Genomic DNA, 21,953 nt, shown 5'->3' on the forward strand with positions numbered 1-21,953 from the left:
GCGGGTGGCGGTGCAAAGGAGACAGCAAAGCTGTCTGCCTCACCACCCGCCGTGCCGAGCCAGCGCAGCGAACGCGACACCGCAGCGCTTGCCGCAGCCGACGCCGCGATCGCGCTGTTGTCCAGACCACCGGAGCGCGCAGCGCCGGACACGCCGTGGGTGGCTTCGACACCGCCCGAGAAGACGACGGCTGCGCGCACTTCAGCGCCATCGCCGGCACGGGTTTCGGGGCGCGACCCGACAGCGCAGTGCGCGGAGCTGAACTTCTTCTCGCGTGCCATCTGCGTCAACAACGTGTGTGCCGATCCGGTCTTTGCCAGCCACCCGCAATGCCAGGTCGCGCGCCTGCAACGGCAGCATGACGAAGCGCGGCGCAACACCCCCAACTGAGATGAACTGAACCGAGCGGGCGAGCCGGGCGCAAAAAAAGCCAGCAGACCCCGAAGGGTGCGCTGGCTTGCGGGGAGCGGCTTCGCTTTCGCGGTCGCCGGTCCGCGCGTGCTTTTACTTGGAGACGACCTTCACCATCTCCAAGCACTTGTTCGAATAGCCCCATTCGTTGTCGTACCAGCTCACCAGCTTGACGAAGGTGCTGTCGAGCGCCAGGCCGGCGTCGGCGTCGAAGATCGAGGTGCGCGGGTCGCCACGGAAGTCGGTCGCGACGACCTTGTCTTCGGTGTAGCCCAGCACGCCTTTCAGGGCGCCTTCGCTCTGCGCCTTCATCTCGGCGCAGATTTCCTTATAAGTCGCTTCCTTGATCAGCTCGACCGTCAAGTCGACCACCGACACGTCGGAGGTCGGCACGCGAAAGCTCATGCCCGTCAGCTTCTTGTTGAGCTCGGGGATCACCACGCCCACCGCCTTGGCGGCGCCGGTGCTCGAAGGAATGATGTTTTCCAAGATGCCGCGGCCGCCGCGCCAGTCCTTGTTGCTCGGGCCGTCGACCGTCTTCTGCGTCGCTGTGGTGGCGTGCACCGTGGTCATCAGGCCGCGCTTGATGCCCCACTTGTCGTTCAGCACCTTGGCCAGCGGGGCCAGTGCGTTGGTGGTGCAGCTGGCGTTGCTGATGATGGCTTCGCCCGCGTACTTCTTGTCGTTGACGCCATAGACGAACATCGGCGTGTCGTCCTTGCAGGGCGCCGACATGATGACCTTCTTGGCACCCGCGTCGATGTGCTTCTGACACGTTTCCTTGGTGAGGAACAGGCCAGTCGATTCGAGCACGATGTCGGCGCCGACGTCGCTCCACTTCAGGTTGGCCGGGTCGCGCTCTTGCGTCAGGCGGATCTTCTTGCCGTTGACGATCAGCGTGTTGCCGTCGACCGCGATCTCGCCCTGGAACCGGCCGTGCACCGAGTCGTACTGCAGCATGTAGGCCAGATAGTCGGGCTCGAGCAAGTCGTTGATGGCGACGATCTCGATCTCGTTTCTGAAATTCTGCACCGCTGCGCGCAGCACGTTGCGACCGATGCGGCCGAAGCCGTTGATGCCGAGTTTGATTGCCATGTTGACTTGCTCCTGAAGATTGAAAAAACGACTGTGTTCTTTGGTTCTCGACTGCGCCAGGCTCAGCGCTTGAGAACCGCCTCTACCGTGGCTGCAACGTTCTCCGCCGTGAAGCCGAAGTACTTGAAAAGCTCGGGCGCAGGCGCCGATTCGCCGAAGGTGTCGATGCCGACCACGGCCGCGCACCCGTACTTCCACCAGCCGGCGGTCACGCCCATTTCGACGGCGATGCGCGGCAGCTTCTTCGGCAGCACGTCCTTCTTGTAAGCGACGTCCTGGCGGTCGAAGGTGGTGGTCGAAGGCATCGACACGACTCGCACTGCGATCTTCTTTGCAGCGAGCAGTTTCTGCGCGGCCAGCGCGAGTTGCACTTCGGAGCCGGTCGCGATGATGACCGCGGCGGTCTTCTTGTTCTTCATGCCGACCGCTTCCGGCTCGGACACCACGTAGGCACCGCGGCTGATGTCGCCGAGGTCGGTCTTGGGTGCGTAGGCGATGTTCTGGCGGCTCAGCAACAGGGCCGTCGGGCGCGTGGCGTTCTGCAGCGCAACGGCCCATGCGACCGCGGTTTCGGCCGTGTCGCCCGGACGCCAGACGTCGAGGTTGGGGATCAGGCGCAGCGACCATGCGTGTTCGATCGACTGGTGCGTCGGGCCGTCTTCGCCGAGACCGATGGAGTCATGCGTGAAGACGTGGATCACGCGGCGCTTCATCAGCGCGGCCATGCGAATCGCGTTGCGGCTGTAGTCGCTGAACGTGAGGAAGGTGCCGCCGTAAGGGATGTAGCCGCCGTGCGCGGTGACGCCGTTCATGACTGCGGCCATGCCGAACTCGCGCACGCCGTAGTTGATGTGGCGACCGATGATGTTCAACGGCTCGGCGGACGCAACGGTGACGACGCTGTCTGCCGCGCTGGCGGGCTTGGCTTCGTCTTCGGCACCCTGCTTGGCGGGCTGCGGAATCGCGCCGAGCACCACGGCGCCGGTCTTCGGGTCGAAGCGCAGCGGCGGTGTGCTCTTCGTGTTCGTGAGGTTGGATCCGGTCAGGTCGGCGCTGCCGCCGAGCATTTCGGGCAGCGCCGCTGTGAACGATTCGAGCGCGAGCTGGCTGGCCTTGCGGCTGGCCACGGTCTCGGCCTTGGTGTGCGCAGCGACGACGGTGTCGAAGGCGGTCTGGTTGAAGTCCTTCGGCAGCTCGCCTTTCATGCGGCGGGTGAACTCCGATGCCAGCGCCGGGAACGCCGCGGCGTAGGCGGCGAAGCGGTTGTTCCAGTCGGCTTCGACTTCGGCGCCAGCCGCCTTGTGGTTCCAATCGTCGTAGACCTCTTTGGGAATCTCGAACGCAGGGTAGGGCCAGTGAAGGGCCTCGCGCGTGAGCTTGATCTCTTCGGCGCCGAGCGCCTCACCATGCGCCTTGGCGGTGCCCTGGCGGTGCGGGCTGCCCTTGCCGATGATCGTCTTGCAGATGATCAGCGTGGGCTTGTTGTCGTCAGCGCCGTTCTTCTTTGCCTTGGCAATGGCCTTGGACACGTCCTTCTCGTCGTTGCCGTCGAGTGGGCCGATGACGTTCCAGCCATGCGCCTCGAAACGCTCGCGCGTGTTGTCGATGAACCAGGGCTTGACCTGGCCGTCGATGCTGATGCCGTTGTCGTCGTACAGCGCGATCAGCTTGCCGAGCCGCCAGGCACCGGCGAGACCGGCGGCTTCGTGGCTGATGCCTTCCATCATGCAACCGTCGCCCAGGAAGGCGTAGGTGTGATGGTCGACGATCGTATGGCCCTTGCGGTTGAACTCGGCCGCGAGCAGCTTTTCAGCCAGCGCCATGCCGACCGCGTTGGTAATGCCCTGGCCCAGCGGTCCGGTGGTGGTTTCAACGCCCGGCGTGACGTCGATTTCCGGATGACCGGGCGTCTTGCTGTGCAGCTGGCGGAAGTTCTTGATCTCCGACATCGGGAGGTCGTAGCCGGTCAGGTGCAGCACCGAATACAACATCATCGACGCGTGGCCGTTCGACAGCACGAAGCGATCGCGGTCGAACCAGTGCGGATTGGCCGGGTTGTAGCGCAGGTGCTCGCTCCACAACGCGACCGCCATGTCGGCCATGCCCATGGGCGCGCCCGGGTGCCCCGAGTTGGCTTGTTGGACGGCGTCCATTGCCAACGCGCGAATCGCGTTGGCCATCAGGGCTTTGTTGGCCATGTCGGGGGGCTTTCGGGGAGAGTGTGGAGAAAGTCCGGATTTTAAGTTGTCGCCCGAAAGGGGGCGCAACGACCCGTCCGCCGGTGAAGAATCGAAGGCAGCGCTACAGTCTCGCACCGGCGGTTTCGAGCGCGCTGTTCGAGCTCCGTACTTCTGACTTCCACTAAAGAAAAAACAATCCCCATGATCAGTTTGACCATCAACGGAAAACCTCACCAGCTCGATGTGACGGACGACATGCCGCTGTTATGGGCCGTGCGCGACGTCGTGGGTCTTACCGGCACCAAGTTTGGATGCGGCATGGCGCTGTGCGGTGCATGCACTGTCCATGTCGACGGTCAACCGACACGCTCATGCGTCACGCCTGTGTCTCAAGTGGTCGGTAAAAAGATCACGACCATCGAAGCCATCGACCAAAGCGCCGTGGGCAAGCGGATACAAGCCGCCTGGCGCGAGTTGGACGTGGTGCAGTGCGGGTACTGCCAGTCGGGCCAGATCATGTCGGCCACCTCGCTGCTCACGACCAACGCCAAGCCGAGCGATGCGGACATCGATGCCGCCATGAGTGGCAACATTTGCCGCTGCGGTACCTACCCGCGAATCAAGGCGGCCATCCGACATGCAGCCGGTATTCCGGTCGTCGCGGTGAAGGGAGTCTGAGTCATGACCTCCCTCAACGCCTTGCAGGCTATGTCGTCCGCCCACACCGTCGATGCGTCACCAAGTGTCGAGCCCAGCGCAGGGCCTTCCCGCCGCTCGTTCATGAAGGTTGGCGCTGCCACCGGTGGTGGGCTGTTGGCGACGTTCGTGCTGCCCGCCTTTATGAGCGTCGCCGAGGCCGCGTCCGAAAGCACAGGCTTTGCCCCTAACGGTTTCATCCGGATCGACCGCACGGGTGTCGTGACCTTCGTCATGCACAAGGTCGAAATGGGACAGGGCACCTTCACTTCCATGCCGATGCTGCTGGCCGAGGAGCTGGAAGTGGACATCGACAAGGTCAAGCTGGAACAAGCCGCGCCGAACGGACAACTCTACAGTGACCCCCTGTTGGGCGGTCAGGTCACGGGCGGTTCGACATCGGTGCGCGGTGCCTATGTGCCCCTGCGCACGGCTGGCGCGACCGTTCGGCTGATGCTGATCAGTGCCGCCGCGCAAAGCTGGAAGGTCGACGAATCCACTTGCTCCGCAAGCAACGGCGTGGTCACGCACGCGGGCAGCGGGCGCAAACTCAACTACGGCCAACTGGTTGACAAGGCAGCCACGCTGCCTGTGCCGACCAACGTCAAACTCAAGGACGCCAAAGATTTCAAGCTGATCGGCAAGGCACACCATCGGCTGGACACCACCGGCAAGATCAACGGTACGGCGCGGTTCGGCATCGACGTGCAAATGAAAGGTCTCCGGGTGGCGACCGTCGCGGCTTCGCCGGTGTTCGGCGGCAAGCTGGCAACCACCGACGATGCGAAGGCACTGGCGGTCAAGGGCGTGCGTCAGATCGTGAAGATCGACAACGCGGTGGCGGTGGTCGGCGACCACATGTGGGCTGCCAAGCAAGGTCTGGCCGCACTCGCACCGACGTGGACCGATGGGCCCAATGCCGATTTGTCGAGCGCCGAGCTGAACAAGCAGATGGCTGCCGCATCGATGGTCGCTGGTGCCGTGGCCCGCAACGACGGCAATGCAGCCGCCACCGTGGCGGCCAGCGCGAACAAGATCGAGGCGATCTATGAATTGCCGTTTCTGGCCCATGCGCCGATGGAGCCGATCAACATCACGGTCGACCTGAAAAAGGACAGCTGTCAGATCTGGTGTGGAACCCAGGTGCCGACGTTCGCCCAGGGCGCAGCGTCCAAGGTGTCGGGGTTGCCTCTGGACAAGGTGCAAATCCACAACCACCTGATCGGGGGAGGCTTCGGGCGCCGCCTGGAAGTGGACTCGGTGGTGCAGGCGGTGATGTTCGCCAAGCAGATCGATGGTCCGGTGAAGTTCGTCTGGAGCCGTGAGGAAGATGTCCAGCACGACATGTACCGCCCTTACTACTACGACCGCTTGTCGGCCTCGCTCGATGACAAGGGCCAGCCCACTGCGTGGACGCATCGGGTCACCGGCTCATCGATCATGGCGCGTTTCGCGCCGCCTGCCGTGGTCAACGGCGTTGACCCCGACGCGGTGGAAGGCGCCAAGGATCTGCCCTACACGATTCCGAATGTGCATGTCGATTACGTGCGCCACGAACCGCCTGGAATTCCGACGGCGTTCTGGCGCGGAGTGGGGCCGACGCACAACATCTTTGTCGTCGAGAGCTTCATCGACGAATTGGCGGCGAAGGCGGGCAAGGACCCCGTGCAATACCGAGTCGATCTTCTGAGCAAATCGCCGCGCGAAAAGGCCGTGCTGCAACTGGCTGCCAGCAAGGCAGGCTGGGGCCAGCCGATGAAGTCCATCGAAGGCCGGCGTGTGGGACGCGGCGTGTCGGTGCAGTTCGCATTTGGCTCGTATATGTCGCAGGTCGTGGAAGCCTCGGTCGACAAAGACGGCGAGGTGTTCGTGCATCGTGTGGTCTGTGCGGTCGACTGCGGTCAGGTGGTCAACCCCGACACGGTCCAGGCGCAAATCCAGGGCGGTGTGATGTTCGGGATCAGCGCCGCGCTGTGGGGTGAAATTACGCTCGACAAGGGCCGCGTGCTGCAAAGCAACTTCCATAACTACCGGGTGCTCCGCATGAGCGAAGCGCCAGTCGTAGAGGTCTATATCGTGCCCAGCACAGAAGCCCCCGGTGGCCTCGGTGAGCCGGGCACGGCAGCCTTGGCTCCAGCGCTTGCAAACGCGGTGTATGCGGCGACCGGACAGCGCGTGCGCAAACTTCCAATCTCGTCGGGCGGTCTTAAAGACGCATAGGCGCGCTACATTCAAGCCCATGCAGGGCTTGCACCTCACCGCCGACCTCCACGATTGCCAGTGCACCGCGCACTGGCTGCTCGACGCCGAAGCATTGGGGGCGGCATGCGTCGAGGCCGTCGAAGCGGCGGGGCTGCAGTGCGTGGCCCGGCTGTTCCACACCTTTCCTGCCACCGAGCACGGCCCGGGCGGCGTGACCGCCACACTGCTCCTGGCCGAATCGCACTTGTGCCTTCATACCTGGCCCGAGCAACGCGCCGTGACGCTCGACGTCTACGTCTGCAATTTCGGCGGCGATCATTCGACCAAGGCGCACGCGCTGTTGAACGCGCTGGTCACCTTGATGGCGCCGCGCCATGTCGAGCGCCACGCACTGCAGCGCGGCGAAGTAATGGCCCTTTCCTCGTGAACGCGAAAACCGATATCCCGAAGGCGAACGCTGCGCCCAGAGCGGCGGCCATGATCCTGGCAGCCGGCCGTGGTGAGCGCATGCGGCCTTTGACCGATCACACACCCAAGCCGCTGCTCGAGGTGCATGGCAAGCCGCTGATGCAATGGCCAATGGAAGCGCTGACGCGCGGGGGGTTCGGCGACATGGTGGTCAACACCGACTGGCTTGGCGAACAGATTGCACGCCGCTTCGGATCACAGTCGTTGTTCGACGCTGTCGGCACCGCATCGATCGCGTACTCCGACGAGGGCCACGACTTCGGCGGCGCGCTCGAAACAGCCGGCGGCATCGTTCGTGCGCTGCCGCTTCTCGGCGATGTCTTCTGGGTGGCCGCGGGCGACGTCTTCGCGCCAGAGTTCGCGTTCACCCGGCAGGCCTTCGATCGGTTCGTCGCCAGCGGGAAGCTCGCGCATCTGTGGCTCGTGCCGAATCCCGCACACAACCCGAAGGGCGACTTCGGCATCGCCCCCGACGGCCGAGCGTTGAATCGAGCCATCGCCCCCGACGCTGCGTACACCTTCTCTACCATCGCCCTCTATCGGGCCGCCCTCTTCGCACCACCGTACTGCGGCATCCCCGCCGGGAATCCGGCCGGCATCAAAGCCCCGCTGGCCCCGATCCTGCGTGCCGCGATGGACAATGACCAAGCGAGCGCAGAGCTCTACACCGGACCCTGGACCGACGTAGGCACGCCCGAGCGACTCGCTGTTTTGAACCGCTGAATTGCACCGCCGGGTTGAACCGCTGACGACCACACGAGATGACGAAAGACACGCCATGACAGACACCTCGATCTACGCCGGCCGCCGCGCCCGCCTTGCCGCCCAACTCGGCCGCGACGGCATCGCCATCATCCCGACCGCACCTGAACGCCAGCGCAACCGCGACAGCGACTTTCTGTTTCGGCACGACAGCTACTTTTATTATTTGACCGGTTTTACCGAACCCAACGCCTGGCTGCTGCTGGCTGGCGACGGTCGTGCCACGCTGTTCAGCGCGCCCAAAGACCTGGAGCGCGAGATCTGGGACGGCTTTCGCCTCGGCCCCGACGCCGCGCCGTCCGCGCTCGGCATCGACGAGGCTTTTTCGGTCACCGATCTCGACGCCAAGCTGCCCAGGCTGCTCGAAAACAAATCGACGGTCTGGTATCCGTTCGCGACGCACAAGGGACTCGAAACCCGAGTCGACGGCTGGCTGCAGTCGGTGCGCGCCCGTGTCCGGTTCGGCGCGCTGTGCCCCGAAGAGCAACGCGATCTCTGCGGCCCGCTCGACGAAATGCGACTGGTCAAGGATGCGCATGAGCAGGACGTGATGCGCCGCGCCGCGCAGATCAGCGCGCGTGCGCACATCCGCGCGATGCAGCTCAGTGCCCGCATGCTGCGCGAAGGCAAGGAGGTGCGCGAGTACCACCTCGATGCCGAGCTGTTGCACGAGTTCCGCCTCGGCGGTTCGCAGTACCCGGCGTACGGCTCGATCGTGGCCGCCGGCGCCAACGCCTGCGTGCTGCACTACCGCGCCGACGTGGCGCCCGTGCATGCCGGCGACCTGGTCCTCATCGACGCCGGCTGCGAACTCGACAGCTATGCCAGCGACATCACCCGCACCTTTCCGGCCGACGGCAAATTCACCGGCCCGCAGCGCGCGCTGTACGACCTCGTACTGGCGAGCCAGGACGCGGCCGTGGCTGCAACCAAAGCCGGCAACCGCTTCAACGACCCGCACGAGGCGACAGTGAAGGTGCTCGCGCAAGGCATGCTCGATGTCGGCCTGCTCGATGCCAACAAAGTCGGCAGCGTCGACGACGTGATCGAAAAGCGTGCCTACTTTCCGTTCTACATGCACCGCACCAGCCACTGGCTCGGCATGGACGTGCACGACAGCGGCAGCTACGTCGAACCCACGCAGGTCGGCGAAGTGAGCGAGCGCAAAGACCCGCTGTCGAACGAAATCATCAAGAACCGGCCGAGCCGCATCCTGCATCCCGGCATGGTGCTGACCATCGAGCCCGGCATCTACGTGCGGCCGGGCGAAGGCGTGCCCGAGCGCTTCCACAACATCGGCATCCGCATCGAGGACGATGCGATCGTCACCGCGACGGGCTGCGAATTGATCTCGCGCGGGGTGCCTGTGAACGGGGACGAGATCGAAGCGTTGATGCGGGCTTAGGTCAGGACGCCAATGCGGCTTTCACCCGTGCTGCGACCGTTACGGGATCAACCGCCTTCAGCAGCACGCTCCCCCGCACGATCAGGTCGGCGCCGACCAGTATCTTCACGGCAGGATTGCTCATCTGAGACCGGGTTTGTTCGGCGAGCAGCGTGATGGCGAGATAGCCGATCTTTTGCTTGGAAACGTCGATAGTCGTCAACGGCGGGTCCATGGTTGCGCTCATCGGCAGGTTGTCGAAGCCGATCAAGGAAAGGTCCTGGGGAATCCGGATGTCGAACTCGCGCAATGCCTTGATGCACCCGTACGCAATGATGTCGTTGGTGCAGAAGTAACACTCCGGAACCGTTAGGCCGTCCTGCAGCTTTCGCAACATGTCTTGGTACGCGCCCTCGTAGGTCGAATCGACCGTGACGATATCGCGCGGACTGAACTTGAGGCCGAACGCTTTCATGCCCTCCACGAATGCTTCGCGGCGCAAATGAAAATTGATCGTCTTGACGTTGCTTGCAATGAAGCCGATTCGCCGGAACCCACGCTCCACGAAGTGCGACAGGATTTTGTAGACCGCGTCCTTGTTGTTCATGTTGACGAAATTGCACTCGAGCACGTCATAGAAGGTGTCGATGACGACGAGCGGAATCTCTGTGGCCTGAAATAGCTGAATATCCCCTTGCGTCAACTCCGTGCCCAACACCACCACGCCACTCAGGTTTGCGCCCGCAAGCGAGGCCACGACGTCCTTGATCGGCTGGCCCTCATGGCTCACGACCTCCAGCTTGAAGCCACGTTCGGTCGCGTGTTGGGACATGCCATCGATGTAGTCGGAGATAAAGGTGTTGTGGTCGCGGTTCACGGTGTGGCCGTGCTTGGCGATCTTTAAAAAACGCAAGGTGCCGACGTGACCCGCCTTCGCGGCTTTGGCCGGTTTCGGCATGTAGTTCAGCCCTGCCGCGGCCACTAAAACTTTCGCGCGGGTCTCGTCCGAGATTGCGCCTTTGCCGTTGAGGACGAGCGATACCGTGGCCGGTGAAACCTGGGCAGACAGGGCAATGTCTTTGATGGTCGGCGTCATGCGATCGGTGCTTTCCGTGTCCGCGACTTCTCGCGAACACAACTTTATTTTAGTAAATAGTAGCTGAACGACCCCGTTATCAACCAACTCTCCTCACTAACTTTTCAATTGGCTATGTTTTCAGTCGACTGATAGTTTGAGCATCTTCATTGGTAATCCACAAGGGTTTTTACCGATTCTTGACGTAGCTCGACGTCCTAGGATATTAACTAAACGTCAATAGATTTTAGCAAAGTGAGTGCCAAGCGCGATCCGCAACTGCTGTTCCTTGTCGGCATCAACCTCGTTGTGTTGCTGGCCGGAGCCGTCATGTCGCGCGGGGCTTTCATCGATCCGTACAACCTTCAGTCGATGGCTGGTCAGTTGCCCGAGCTCGGCTTGCTCGCAATGGGCGTGATGCTGGCAATGAGCTCCGGCAACGGCGGCATCGATCTGTCGGGCATCTCGTTGGCCAATCTGGCCGGCGTCACTTCGGCGTTGTTGGTGTCGCCACTGATCTCCGCCGATGACGCCCCGATGCTCTTCACGGCAGCCTTTACAGCGGTCGCCGTCGTGGTCGGATTGGTCGGCGGCATCGTCAACGGGCTTCTGATCGCACGAATCGGCCTGACTCCGATTCTGTGCACGCTGGGTACCCAACTCGTGTTCACCGGGCTGGCCGTGGTCTTGTCAGGTGGGCCTTCGGTCCGGGTCGGGAGTGCCGGGCCATTGATGGAAATCGGCAACGGACTGGTGTTCGGAGTGCCGATTTCGTTTTTGATCTTCTGCGGCGTCATGGTGTCGGTTGGCGCGGTGCTGAAGTTCAGCCCCTTCGGCATCCGCTTGTTTCTCATGGGCACCAATCCCAAGGCGGCGCGATATGCAGGGTTCGGACAGATCCGCCTGCTCGTCACGACCTACGGTCTTTGCGGCGTGCTTGCCGGAGTCGCGGGTGTGCTGATCGCTTCGAGAAACGTCAACGTGAAGTGGGACTACGGCCAGTCGTATCTGCTGATCGCGATTTTGATCACCGTCATGGCGGGCGTGAAGCCGGAAGGTGGCTATGGCCGGATGACTTGCCTCTTCCTGTCCGCGACGGCGCTGCAACTGCTGTCGAGCATGCTCAATTTTGCCGACGTGTCTAACTTCTTTCGCGACTGCGCCTGGGGCGCATTGCTTCTGGCGTTTCTCGCCATCAGCCGCTACGACATCGGCAGCCTTTTCAGACGACCGATTCGAGCCGTCACCTCCTCGATGCAGACCCCTCCTGCATCGAAGAATCTGTCCTGAGGGTTTAGAAATTGGAGACTCGCATGAAACGCATTTCTTTCAAGGCTTCCGTCATCGGAGCGGCATTGGTTGCCACCGTCGGCGTGCTTAACGCGCAAGACAAGCCCGTGATCGCGACCGTGGTCAAGATCAGCGGGATTCCATGGTTCAACCGGATGGACGTAGGCGTCAAGGAATTCGCCTCGTCGAACCCAACGGTCATGGCAAGCCAGAGCGGCCCCGCTACGGCCGACGCCGCACAACAGCTCAAGATCATCGACGATCTGGTCGCCAAAAAAGTCAGTGCGCTGGCCGTGGTGCCGATGGACCCGGCCGTCATCGAAGGCGTGCTCAAACGCGCCATGGACCGCGGCATCGTCGTGGTCACTCACGAAGCCGACAACCAGAAGAACACCAACGCCAACATCGAAGCGTTCGACAACGCGGCTTACGGCACGGCGTTGAACGAGAAGCTCGCCAACTGCATGGGCAAGCAAGGCAAGTGGACATCGTTTGTCGGATCGCTCGGAAGCCGCACCCATCTGCAGTGGGTCGACGCAGGCGCCGCGAATGCCAAGAACTATCCGGGCATGACACTGGTCGACGCCAAGAACGAGTCATTCGACGACGCCAACAAGACCTATGAGAAAGCCAAGGAGATCCTTCGCAAGCATCCCGATATTCGCGGCTTCCAAAGCTCCGCCGGCAACGACGTCCTGGGCATCGGACGCGCCATCGAGGAGGCTGGTCTGCAAGGCAAGGTCTGCCTGGTCGGGACTGGTCTGCCCAACCCCTCTGCCAAATTGCTCGACTCTGGCGCCATCACGGCGATTGGCTTCTGGGATCCAAAAGATGCCGGCATCGCAATGAACACCGTTGCCAAGATGCTGCTTGAAAAGAAGGCTTTGACCGATGGCATCAATCTTGGCGTGAAAGGCTACGAAAAAGTCTCGGTCACCAAGGGACCCGGAGCAGGATTACTGCTCGTCGGTAACGCCATGGTCATTGCCGACAAGGTGACTTACAAGAACTACCTGTTCTGATCCGGTAGAAGCAAAGCGGGCCAGACGATGGAACCACGGCAAAGCTCAGACGAGGTTGCGACTGCGCCCGCATTTCTTAAAGTACAAGGCATCCACAAACGGTTTGGGGGCGTGCATGCACTGCGTGGCATCGACCTTCGCATTGAACGGGGTGAGATTTATCACCTGCTCGGTGAAAACGGCTGCGGCAAGAGCACGCTGATCAAGATCATCTCGGGCGCGCAGCCGCCCGATGAAGGCGTCATCTGGCTCGACGGCACGGCGTTCAGTTCACTGACGCCGATCGAGTCGCTGACGGCGGGCATCGAAACGGTTTATCAGGACTTGTCGCTGATACCCAATATGACGGTCGCCGAAAATGTGGCCTTGTCGGAGCAATTGGTGCGCTACGGCGGCCGGCTGGCACGGCGCCTGGATCGCAATGCGATGCGATCGACAGCGCGCCGCGCCCTCGCCTCGGTCGATCTGGCGACGGACGAGGTGTTTCTGGACACGGTCGTCGCCGACTTGCCACTGGCCGTCCGGCAACTCCTGGCCATCGCGCGCGCCATCGCCACACGGGCCAAGTTGGTCATCATGGACGAGCCCACCACCTCGCTGACCCGAAAAGAAGTGGACAACTTGATCCGCGTGGTGGACGAACTTCGGCGAGAACGGGTGGCCGTTTTATTTGTGACCCACAAGCTCGACGAGTGCTATCGAATTGGCGGCAACGCCATCGTTTTTCGTGATGGGCAATGCGTGGCCCAAGGACCCGTCCACAGCTACTCGAAGTCCGAGCTCGGCCACCTGATGACCGGCAAGGTCATCGATGGAAGCCGATACCGGCGCGGCAGTCCAGATGGGCAGCTTTTGTTGCGTGTCGATAACCTTGGCTATGGAGACTCTTTTCGAGGCGTGAGTTTTCAATTGGCCCGCGGCGAAGTGCTTGGCATTACAGGATTGATGGATTCCGGGCGAAACGAGCTCGCATTGGCCATTGCCGGCGTGCTCGGTGCAACTTCCGGCACCATCAGCATGGAAGGAACGCGTGTCGCATTGAACCAACCGTCGGACGCGATCGAACACGGGATCGGTTACGTGCCGGAGGATCGACTGGCTGAAGGACTGTTCCTGGACAAGCCCATCCTGATCAACATGAGCGCACTGATCCTGGACCGATTGAAAAACCGCCTGGGGCTGCTCAACAGACCCAAGGCGCGATCGATTGCCGAAGGGCTGGTCGCCGAGCTGCGCGTCATGACGCCGAGTGTCGATCTCCCGGTGCAATCGCTTTCAGGCGGCAACCAGCAACGCGTTCTGATCGGGCGATGGCTCACGATCCAGCCCAAACTGCTGCTGCTCCATGGTCCGACCGTTGGTGTCGATGTCGGCTCCAAAGACACGATCTACAAAGCCATCCAGGCGCTGGCCGAAAAAGGAATGGCGCTCATCGTCATCAGCGACGATCTCCCGGAACTGCTGCAAAACTGCGACCGCATTCTGGTGATGCGTCACGGCCAGGTCGCGCGGGAATTTGCGGCCGCCGATGCCGACGAGGAAAGCCTGTGCGACACCATGGTGGCCGCACAACGAGAGACCGTTTCATGACACCGCCCAGCGTCGTGATCCTCACCTCGTCGGCACGCTTGCCGTGGCCGACCCGATTGCGGTTGCGCCTCGACCGGCGTCCCGAGCTTTTCACCTTGTTCCTGCTGGTATGTTTGTGTGCGTTCGTCGGGATTGCCAATCCGGACTTCTTCCAGGCCGCGACTCTTTTCGACCTCGCACGCTCGAGCGTGGTCACCGGGCTGTTTGCGCTGGGCGTGTTCGTTATTTTGGCGGCGGGTGGCATCGATGTGTCCTTCACGGCAATCGCCGCACTCTCGATGTATTCGGTCACGCAACTGGTGGTGACGCACTTCCCGAGCGCGCCACTGATACTGGTGTTCGCCGCCGCAGCGCTGGGCGGCGGCGTGCTCGGCCTGATCAACGGCTTCCTGGTCCACGAACTGAAAGCGCCATCGCTCATCGTCACCATCGGCACTCAGTACTTGTTCAGAGGATTTCTTCTGACCTTCATCGGTACGGCATGGGTCGCTTCGTTACCCGATCAAATGGACCATTTCGGCAAACTCGCCTTGATCGAGTTCGTCTCCGTACGCGGCACCAAAGCCATGTTGCCGGCGTTCTTCCTGGCGTTGCCTGCAGCCGCCGGCCTCACTTGGTGGATCCTCAATCGGACCCTCATGGGGCGCGCCATCTTTGCCACTGGCGGCAGTCGCGACGTGGCAGAGCGCCTGGGCTATAACTTGCGCGCGGTGCACTTCTTCATCTTTGCCTACACCGGCGCTCTGGCCGGGGTGGCGGGAATGATCCATGTCTGCAGCAGCCGAATGGCCAACCCGTTCGACCTGGTCGGGATGGAGATCGACGTCATCGCCGCGGTCGTGTTGGGCGGTGCGCGCATCACCGGTGGTACCGGGACAGTTACGGGCACTGTGCTGGGCGTGGTGCTGGTCGTGGTCATCAACAACGTACTGATCATGGCGGGCGTGCCGAGCACTTGGCAACGCCTCGTTGTCGGCGCCTTCATTCTGGTTGCAGGTGCGTTCTTTGTGGTGCGCCGCCGGCGTTGACCGTGCCAAGCGCAAGAACGAAAAACATAAGGAGAAGAATATGAAGAAGTTTTTAAACCAAGCTGAAGACTTCGTCGACGAAATGCTCGACGGCATCTACACCGCTCACCCAAAGCAGGTCGGCTTCGTGGCGCAGGACCGCCGATGCCTGGTGTCAACGCAGCCGCGTATCAAGGGCAAGGTCGGCCTTGCGACCGGCGGTGGCTCGGGGCACTTGCCGTTGTTCCTGGGCTTCGTGGGCGCGGGTCTGCTGGACGGCGCCGCTGTCGGCGGCGTCTTCCAATCGCCGAGCGCCGATCAGATGTACGAAGTTACCAAGGCCATCGATCAGGGTGCCGGCGTGCTCTATATCTACGGCAATTACACCGGCGATATCCTGAACTTCGACATGGCCACCGAAATGGCCGAAATGGAAAATATTCGGGTGTTGTCTGTGGTCGGCAACGACGACGTCGCTTCTTCGCCGCCAGGGCAGGAACACAAGCGGCGTGGTGTTGCCGGCACATTCTTCGTGTTCAAGGCAGCTGGCGCCGCAGCGAGCGAAGGCATGGCCTTGGACGAAGTCAAGCGCGTTGCCGAAAAGGCCAAGGCCAATACACGCACCATGGGCGTGGCACTGAGCAGCTGCATCGTGCCGGAGGTCGGCCACGCGACGTTTTCCATCGGTGAAGAGGAGATGGAAATCGGTATGGGAATTCATGGCGAGCCAGGCATTCGGCGCGGCCCGTTGTTGTCGGCCGACGCGGTGGTCGACGAGATGATGCGACCCATCCTGGCCGAGCGTCCACTGGGCAAAGGCGACGAAGTCGTCGTGCTGGTGAACGGTCTCGGCGCGACGCCCAAGGAGGAGTTGTACATCCTCTTTCGGCGAGTCTCGGGGATTCTGAAAGAGCGCGGAGTTTCAATCTTTCACACCTACGTAGGCGAGTTCGCCACCGCGATGGAAATGGCCGGTGCATCGATCTCTTTGCTCTATTTGGACGATGAACTCAAGCGACTGATTGCGGCGCCAGCGCAGTCTCCGTTCTTCATGCAGAACCCGTTGTGAGGCTTGCATGATGCAGCGCATTGGAAAGACCGATCTGGCCGGACTGTTCGAACGCCTGCGTGACGTTTTTGCCCAGCAACGCGCATTCCTGATCGAGCTCGATGGAAAGGTCGGCGACAGCGACTTGGGCATCACGATGAACAAGGCCTTCGCCGCTGCCTTCGTCTCGGTCCAGGCCAACACGGGCGATTCAATCGGCAAGACACTGCAGCTTGCCGGTATGGCGATCGCCAAGGCAGCGCCATCGACCATGGGCACGTTGACCGCGACCGGTTTCATGAGTGGCGGCAAGGCTCTGGGCGAGTGCCTCACCCTTTCCACTGCCGAATGGAGTGTGTTCTGGCGGGCCTATCACGATGCCGTGGCGCAGCGCGGCAAGGCGCAGCCGGGCGACAAGACGGTGGTCGATGTGCTCGGTCCGATTGCAGCCTCGCTCGAATCGTCAGCAAAGACGCAATCGCCGCTGCCGGATGCGCTGACGCTGGCAACCGAGGTCGCGGCGCAAGCACTCGAAGCGACCCGCACCATGGTGGCTCAGCATGGCAAAGCCGCCTGCTTCCAAGAGCAATCGCTGGGCCTGCAGGATGCGGGCGCGACGGTAGGGTTCCTGCTCATCGACACGCTGCGGGCCTTCGCCACGCAAGACGAAAGCATGAAATGAAAATCGCCATCATCGGCACCGGCGTCATGGGTACCGGGGTAGGGCTGACCCTCCTTAAAAAAGGCCACGAAGTGCGGTGCTACAACCGCAGCGCTGCCAACGCTGCGACTTTGAAAGACGCCTGAAGAGCCACTGTCTTCAAGAGTCGAGTCCTGCGAAGTGACCGCGCGTGAACGCCTCTTCGAAGATCGAATAGCCCGACCAGTCGGCATGCGCGAAGGCCAAGCGGCCGCTCGTGATGCGCTGTCGTTTTTCGCTTGCGCCCAATCGGTTCAGAAGTCCCGGCGTCGGCATGGCCATCGCATGCCCATAGCGGGTGATGTCGATGCGAGTGGCGAGCGAAGGCAGGTCCGGATGCGGCACCGACAGCTCGGCGAGCAGGTCGTCACGCCACCCGGCCCACGGCCGCTCGAGCAGCAGCTTTCGACCATCGCCGGTATCACTCGCGCTTGGACCTAACGGGCGGTACCAGCTCAGCACGGTCGGTGCGGGCGTCGGGTCGAGCGTCTGATGGCGCGCATCGACGTAGCCGAGGCCTCCGGTGCCGTAGACGAGGTTGTCCCAGCTCGGCGCAGCGCCGTGCCCGTTGTCGGCGAGCGGTGCGCGCAGGTGCACGTTGGCGACGAGCCACGGTGCGTAGCGCACGTTGGCCGCTGCGTTGCGAAGAACGGCAGGCGGGTTCTCGACCACACGTGCCGCGATGAAAACCGGCAACGCGACGATGCAACGTTCGGCCTCCCAGCGCACCATCGTTTTCGTCGCGGCATCGAATGCATCGACCTCGACGCCGGATCGCGATTCGGCAATGCGCGTGACAGCATGTGCCACTTTGATCCGGTCGCCGAGTGGCGCGACCAAACGACGCGCGAGCCAGGCATTGCCTTCGGGCCATGTCAACACAGCGTCGCGTTCTCCGCTGTCGTCGCCCGGCGCATGGAAGCCATGTCGACTCGCGAAGTAATGGATGCCAGCCCAGGCCGAGACGTGTGCGAGGCCAGCGCCGTAGTCGTCGCGGCAGCAATAGTCGAGGTACCAGCGCAGATGCGCGTCAACGAGGCCTTCGGGGTCGAGCCATGCCGCGAAGCTGACCGCATCGAGCGCCAGCATCTCGGGCGTCGCTGCGATCTTTGCCATGGGGATGGCGAACCGCGTCTTGCGCTGCAACGCTTCGACGCGTGAAGCAAAGAGTCTGTACTGCGCGAGCGTCGACTCGGTCACGCCATGCACCGGCAGCAGGCCTTCTTGCCACTCGCCTTGAAAGAACAGCCGCTCCTGTGGGCTGTGGCACAAGTTGCGCGCGTCGTATTCCCAACGGCCACTCACGCGCTTGCGCAGGCCGAGTTCTTCGAGCAGGTCTTGCACTTCGCTCGCGTCATCGCCGGGCACCGGCAGGTAGTGGGCACCGAGTGGGCAGGCGATGCCTGCCACCATGCCACCGCGGCTGTTGCCGCCAGCGCTGTCTTCGAGTTCCAGCAGCACGAAGTCATCGATGCCGGAGAGTCGCAGTGCGCGCGCGGCGGCCAGGCCCGCCACGCCGCCGCCAGCGATCACCACGCGCGTGCGGCGCACCGTTGTCGGCGCCGCATTCTTCAGCGCGCCATCGCGCAGCGCATGGCCCCGTGCCACGTCGATGCCGGTGAAGCCGCCCTCGATCGACAGCGGCGCGGCGCAGCCCGCGAGCGTCAGCGCACCCGCCGTCGCAGCGATGAAATCCCGGCGTTTCAATGCGCGACCACCTTGCCCCACTCGCTTTCGTAGGTGGTCACCAGGATCTGGTTCGACAGCCGGTTGACCTCGGTCGGCACGCGTGCCATGTCGAGTGGAAAGTCGAACATCAGCGGCAAGGTCGCCGCCGACAGAAAGCGCAAGCCGCCAGGCAACGTATCGGGTGCGCGCCACGGCCGGCGGCTCGCAATGATGAAACCCCATTCGCCAAAGCTAGGCACATGCACGTGATACGGCGTGGCCGTGAGCCCAACCGATTCGATGGTCGTCGCGACGGTCCAGAAACTCTTGCGCGCAACCAGCGGGGACGTGGTCTGGATCACTGCATAGCCGCTCGCAGAAAGCCGCTTTTCGAGCAGCGCGTAGAAGCTGTTCGTGTACAGCTTGCCGATCGCGAAGTTGGTCGGGTCCGGGAAGTCGACGACGATGACATCGAACATGTCTCCCGGCTGCTGCAGCCATTGGAAGGCATCGGTGTTGACGATCTTCACCTTGGGCGATTTCAGCGAACCGCCGTTGAGTGCGGCCAGCGTTTCATGGTCGGTGAAGAGCTTGGTCATGTTCGGGTCGAGCTCGACCAATGTCACCTGTTCGACCGACGGGTATTTGAGTATTTCGCGCACGGCCATGCCGTCGCCGCCGCCCAAGACTGCGACTCGCTTGGGTGCACCTTGCGCCGCCATCACCGGATGCACCAACGCCTCGTGATAACGGTACTCGTCGCGCTCGGCGAATTGCAGATTGCCGTTCAAGAACAGGCGATGCCCTAGCAGGCCACGCGTGACGACGATGCGCTGGTACGGTGACGTGTCGCTGAACACGATGCGGTCTTGATAGAACTTGTCTTCGGCGAGCGTCGTGATGTGGTTGGCGAACACGAAGGCCGTGCCGATCGCGATCAGCGCCAATGCACAAGCCGTTGCATGCGCACCGATGCCGCGCAGCTCATGGCGGAACAGCCAGAGCGCCCACACGGCCACCGCCGCATTCATGAAGCCGAACAGCAGGCCGGTGCGGATCATGCCGAGCTGCGGCACCAGCACCAGCGGAAAAGCGATCGATACAGCCAATGCGCCGAGGTAGTCGAAGGTCAGCACCTGCGACACCAGATCTTTCAGCAGCACGTTGCGCCGAAGGATGCGCATGACCAGCGGAATCTCCAGCCCGACCAGCGTGCCGACAATCATCACGAGCCCGTAGAGCAGCAGTCGAAACGAACCCGGCAGGTACGCGTTGGCGAGAAAGAGGATGGCCGGCAACGAGCCGCCGACGACCGCCACCAGCAGTTCGATGCGCAGAAAGTGCGCGGGCAACTGCCGATCGAAATAGCGCGAGAGCCACGAGCCCACGCCCATGGCAAACAGATAGGTGCCGATGATGGTGCTGAACTGCAGCACCGAGTCGCCCAGCAGGTAAGAACTCAGCGCTGCTGCGCTCAGCTCGTACACCAGCCCGCAGGCCGCGACGACGAAGACGCTGGCGAGCAGCGCGATTTCGACGGGCTGCGGGCCAGTCGAGCGAGGCCCGTTCAACGCACTGTCCGTCAATGAATCGCAGCGGCAACGATGATGCAGATGCCCAGGCTCATGGCGGCAACCACCAGCCCCAAGGCCACGTTGTGCTTCTCGACGATCTCGTGCCAGAGGTCGTAGGGCGTGAGCTTGTCGATGATCAAAAAGCACAGCCAGAAGATCAGCACGCCGATCAGCGCGAAGACCAGCGACGACAGGATCACGCCCGGCTTCAAATATTCAAATCCCATGATGAGGACCTCCGGAAAAAATGGGTGTCATTTGTGGCCACCACCACTCGAAAAACCGCCGTATGAGCCGCCCGAGCTGCGTGAGCCGCCCGACGAGCTGCTGCAAGTGCTCAGGATGATCAACAGAACAATGATCACCACACCGATCAGGATGATGGTGCCGCAGCCCAGGCCAGATCCCAACGCAGCACTCACCGGCAGCACGTCGCCGCGCTTGAACATGTCCTTCTTCGCGTCGAGCTTGAACGCGCTGGCCACCGTCGCGCTGTCGAGCTTGCCACCGGACGACCATGTCAGCTCGTTGGCCGAGCGTTCCATCGACAGCAGCGTGGCGCCGGCCGCGAAGTCGCGGTTGAAAGTCTTTTGTCCACGCTCGACCTTCCAGTAGAACTCGCCCGCCACATAGGTCGTCTCGGCGTTGTAGGCGTACTGCTGCTGAAAGCGCTTGCCCATGTACGTGGCAGCGGAACCGCTTTCGGCCATGGTGGGCGCGCCGGTGGTCGGCTGCACCATGCTCCAGCCGTCGGTCGCGTCGACCAGAAAGCTGAAACCGCGCTTCTTGTTGTAGAGCAGGTATTCGTCCCAGCCGAACATCTCGTCGTCGCCGGGCTCCTGCCCCATTCGATGCTGAAACCCAACCACCTGCCACGACGCGCCTTGCAGCTGCCCGAGTGCACCGAGCGCGATGAGCGGGCGCACCGGCTCGGCTTGCTCGGCGTGCTTCAGTCCACCGCCGATCCCCTGCGTCAGGTCGATGATGCTGTTGCACGCGCGGCAGGTGATGGTCTTGCTGTCGGCGAAGTTGACGGTGACCGGCGCGCCGCAGTTCGGGCAGTTGAAGCCGCGGCCTTTTTCTTCCTTGCCCGAGTCGTCCCGCAAGCCGGTGAGCTTCAGGTCGTCGAGCAACACAGACCGACCCAGGCTGGCCGCGGGCGGCACGCTGCCGTAGTCCAGGCTCAGCACCAGGCCCTGGTCGTTGCGCAGTTCGACCATCGCGAACGGTTTGCCGAGATCGGGCAGCTTCGGCAGCTCGCCTTGCGCCGACACCAGCGTCACTTGCTGGTTCGACGCGACGGTGTAGTTCTGGCCGTTGAACGCGGTGGTCGCGCCGACGACCAATGCTCCGGCCGACGGCGCCGGCTGCTTCAGCTCGTACGGCAGCGTGAAGACGTAGGCGCCGTTGTCTTCGCTGAGCGTGCCCGTGCGGTCGCCGTCGAGTTGCGCGATCCACTCGATCCAGCGGCCGCCTTCGTAGGCGTACTGCAGACGACCGACCAGCGTGAAGGGCTTGTCCTGGATGCGGCCCGCGGCAAAGAGCTGCAGCGGGCTGAAGTCGTCGAACAGCTCGGCCATTTTGCCGATGCGCGCCAGCGTGTCGCCCTGTCGCACGACAGTGCTCTGGCAATAAGCGCAAACGGCGAACGTCGACTGCGCCGACCGGAATTCGACCGGCGCGCCGCAGCCGGGACACGGCGCGCGGTAATAGCGCTGGCTGCCGGTATCGTCAGCCACGGAACACGCGCCATGGGGGCGCTGTCAGGACCATGTCGCGGG

General features: G+C 62.6%; 19 protein-coding genes and 1 pseudogene. 13 read left to right on the plus strand and 7 right to left on the minus strand.

Annotation, left to right across the window (positions count from 1 at the left end):
• Window positions 1-390 (plus strand): annotated as a pseudogene (locus QN413_RS11365) (hypothetical protein); the annotation flags it as partial.
• A gap of 114 nt (window positions 391-504) precedes the next feature.
• Here the strand turns inward: QN413_RS11365 and gap are convergent.
• Together gap and QN413_RS11375 are read right to left on the minus strand one after the other, a co-directional pair.
• A complete protein-coding gene (gene gap, locus QN413_RS11370) occupies window positions 505-1,506 on the minus strand; it encodes a type I glyceraldehyde-3-phosphate dehydrogenase (RefSeq protein ID WP_323496718.1) in 1,002 nt (333 codons plus the stop codon).
• 62 nt (window positions 1,507-1,568) lie between these two features.
• Entirely contained in the window at window positions 1,569-3,704 is a 2,136-nt protein-coding gene (locus QN413_RS11375; protein WP_323496719.1) for a transketolase, read from the minus strand.
• 183 nt (window positions 3,705-3,887) lie between these two features.
• Here QN413_RS11375 and QN413_RS11380 point away from each other — a divergent pair, with 183 nt between their 5' ends.
• Genes QN413_RS11380 through QN413_RS11400 form a run of 5 tightly spaced genes read left to right on the plus strand, consistent with a single transcriptional unit; the run spans window position 3,888 to window position 9,219 of the window.
• Window positions 3,888-4,364, plus strand: a complete 477-nt coding sequence (locus QN413_RS11380) for a (2Fe-2S)-binding protein (protein ID WP_323496720.1) — start codon at window positions 3,888-3,890, stop codon at window positions 4,362-4,364.
• 3 nt (window positions 4,365-4,367) lie between these two features.
• Window positions 4,368-6,602: a molybdopterin cofactor-binding domain-containing protein gene (locus QN413_RS11385; RefSeq protein WP_416352170.1), complete on the plus strand. Its 2,235-nt coding sequence runs from the start codon at window positions 4,368-4,370 to the stop codon at window positions 6,600-6,602.
• Window positions 6,603-6,621: 19 nt separating this feature from the next.
• The gene (gene speD / locus QN413_RS11390; RefSeq protein WP_323496721.1) at window positions 6,622-7,011 is read left to right on the plus strand and encodes an adenosylmethionine decarboxylase; all 390 of its coding nucleotides are present in this window, start codon (window positions 6,622-6,624) and stop codon (window positions 7,009-7,011) included.
• A 50-nt stretch (window positions 7,012-7,061) separates the two neighbouring features.
• Window positions 7,062-7,775 carry a nucleotidyltransferase family protein gene (locus tag QN413_RS11395; RefSeq protein ID WP_323496889.1) on the plus strand — a complete coding sequence of 238 codons (714 nt, stop codon included), beginning with the start codon at window positions 7,062-7,064 and terminating at the stop codon, window positions 7,773-7,775.
• 55 nt (window positions 7,776-7,830) lie between these two features.
• Window positions 7,831-9,219, plus strand: coding sequence for an aminopeptidase P N-terminal domain-containing protein (locus tag QN413_RS11400; RefSeq protein WP_187053703.1), 1,389 nt, complete (start codon window positions 7,831-7,833; stop codon window positions 9,217-9,219).
• 1 nt (window position 9,220) lies between these two features.
• Here the strand turns inward: QN413_RS11400 and QN413_RS11405 are convergent, their stop codons facing one another.
• Window positions 9,221-10,294, minus strand: a complete 1,074-nt coding sequence (locus QN413_RS11405; RefSeq protein WP_323496722.1) for a LacI family DNA-binding transcriptional regulator — start codon at window positions 10,292-10,294, stop codon at window positions 9,221-9,223.
• Window positions 10,295-10,528: 234 nt separating this feature from the next.
• Here QN413_RS11405 and QN413_RS11410 point away from each other — a divergent pair, with 234 nt between their 5' ends.
• The 7 genes from QN413_RS11410 to QN413_RS11440 are packed head-to-tail and all read left to right on the plus strand — an operon-like array spanning window position 10,529 to window position 17,037.
• Window positions 10,529-11,563, plus strand: a complete 1,035-nt coding sequence (locus QN413_RS11410; protein WP_323496723.1) for an ABC transporter permease — start codon at window positions 10,529-10,531, stop codon at window positions 11,561-11,563.
• A 23-nt stretch (window positions 11,564-11,586) separates the two neighbouring features.
• Window positions 11,587-12,585: a substrate-binding domain-containing protein gene (locus QN413_RS11415; RefSeq protein WP_323496724.1), complete on the plus strand. Its 999-nt coding sequence runs from the start codon at window positions 11,587-11,589 to the stop codon at window positions 12,583-12,585.
• A 27-nt stretch (window positions 12,586-12,612) separates the two neighbouring features.
• Entirely contained in the window at window positions 12,613-14,175 is a 1,563-nt protein-coding gene (locus QN413_RS11420; RefSeq protein WP_323496725.1) for a sugar ABC transporter ATP-binding protein, read from the plus strand.
• Window positions 14,172-15,203 (plus strand): ABC transporter permease, encoded by a 1,032-nt coding sequence (locus tag QN413_RS11425; RefSeq protein ID WP_323496726.1) that lies wholly within the window; start codon window positions 14,172-14,174, stop codon window positions 15,201-15,203. The genes QN413_RS11420 and QN413_RS11425 overlap by 4 nt, the downstream gene beginning before the upstream one ends.
• Window positions 15,204-15,243: 40 nt before the next feature.
• Complete coding sequence (locus QN413_RS11430; protein WP_323496727.1) at window positions 15,244-16,251, plus strand: dihydroxyacetone kinase subunit DhaK; 1,008 nt, start codon at window positions 15,244-15,246, stop codon at window positions 16,249-16,251.
• Window positions 16,252-16,258: 7 nt separating this feature from the next.
• Complete coding sequence (locus QN413_RS11435; protein WP_323496728.1) at window positions 16,259-16,912, plus strand: dihydroxyacetone kinase subunit L; 654 nt, start codon at window positions 16,259-16,261, stop codon at window positions 16,910-16,912.
• On the plus strand, window positions 16,909-17,037 hold the full coding sequence (locus QN413_RS11440) for an NAD(P)-binding domain-containing protein (RefSeq protein ID WP_323496729.1): 129 nt from the start codon (window positions 16,909-16,911) through the stop codon (window positions 17,035-17,037). Before QN413_RS11435 ends, QN413_RS11440 begins: the two co-directional genes overlap by 4 nt.
• Before the next feature lie 13 nt (window positions 17,038-17,050).
• Here QN413_RS11440 and QN413_RS11445 read toward each other — a convergent pair whose 3' ends face one another.
• From QN413_RS11445 to QN413_RS11460, 4 genes are read right to left on the minus strand one after another with little or no spacing between them, the layout of a single operon-like run.
• Complete coding sequence (locus tag QN413_RS11445; protein WP_323496730.1) at window positions 17,051-18,637, minus strand: FAD-dependent oxidoreductase; 1,587 nt, start codon at window positions 18,635-18,637, stop codon at window positions 17,051-17,053.
• Entirely contained in the window at window positions 18,634-20,169 is a 1,536-nt protein-coding gene (locus tag QN413_RS11450) for a polyamine aminopropyltransferase (RefSeq protein ID WP_323496731.1), read from the minus strand. The genes QN413_RS11445 and QN413_RS11450 overlap by 4 nt, the downstream gene beginning before the upstream one ends.
• Window positions 20,170-20,180: 11 nt before the next feature.
• Window positions 20,181-20,399, minus strand: a complete 219-nt coding sequence (locus QN413_RS11455; protein ID WP_187053712.1) for a DUF350 domain-containing protein — start codon at window positions 20,397-20,399, stop codon at window positions 20,181-20,183.
• Window positions 20,400-20,426: 27 nt separating this feature from the next.
• Window positions 20,427-21,911, minus strand: coding sequence for a DUF4178 domain-containing protein (locus QN413_RS11460; protein WP_323496732.1), 1,485 nt, complete (start codon window positions 21,909-21,911; stop codon window positions 20,427-20,429).
• Window positions 21,912-21,953: the final 42 nt, after the last annotated feature.

It is taken from the genome of Variovorax sp. LG9.2, from assembly GCF_035018885.1.
In the GTDB taxonomy this organism is placed as follows: Bacteria; Pseudomonadota; Gammaproteobacteria; order Burkholderiales; family Burkholderiaceae_C; genus Variovorax.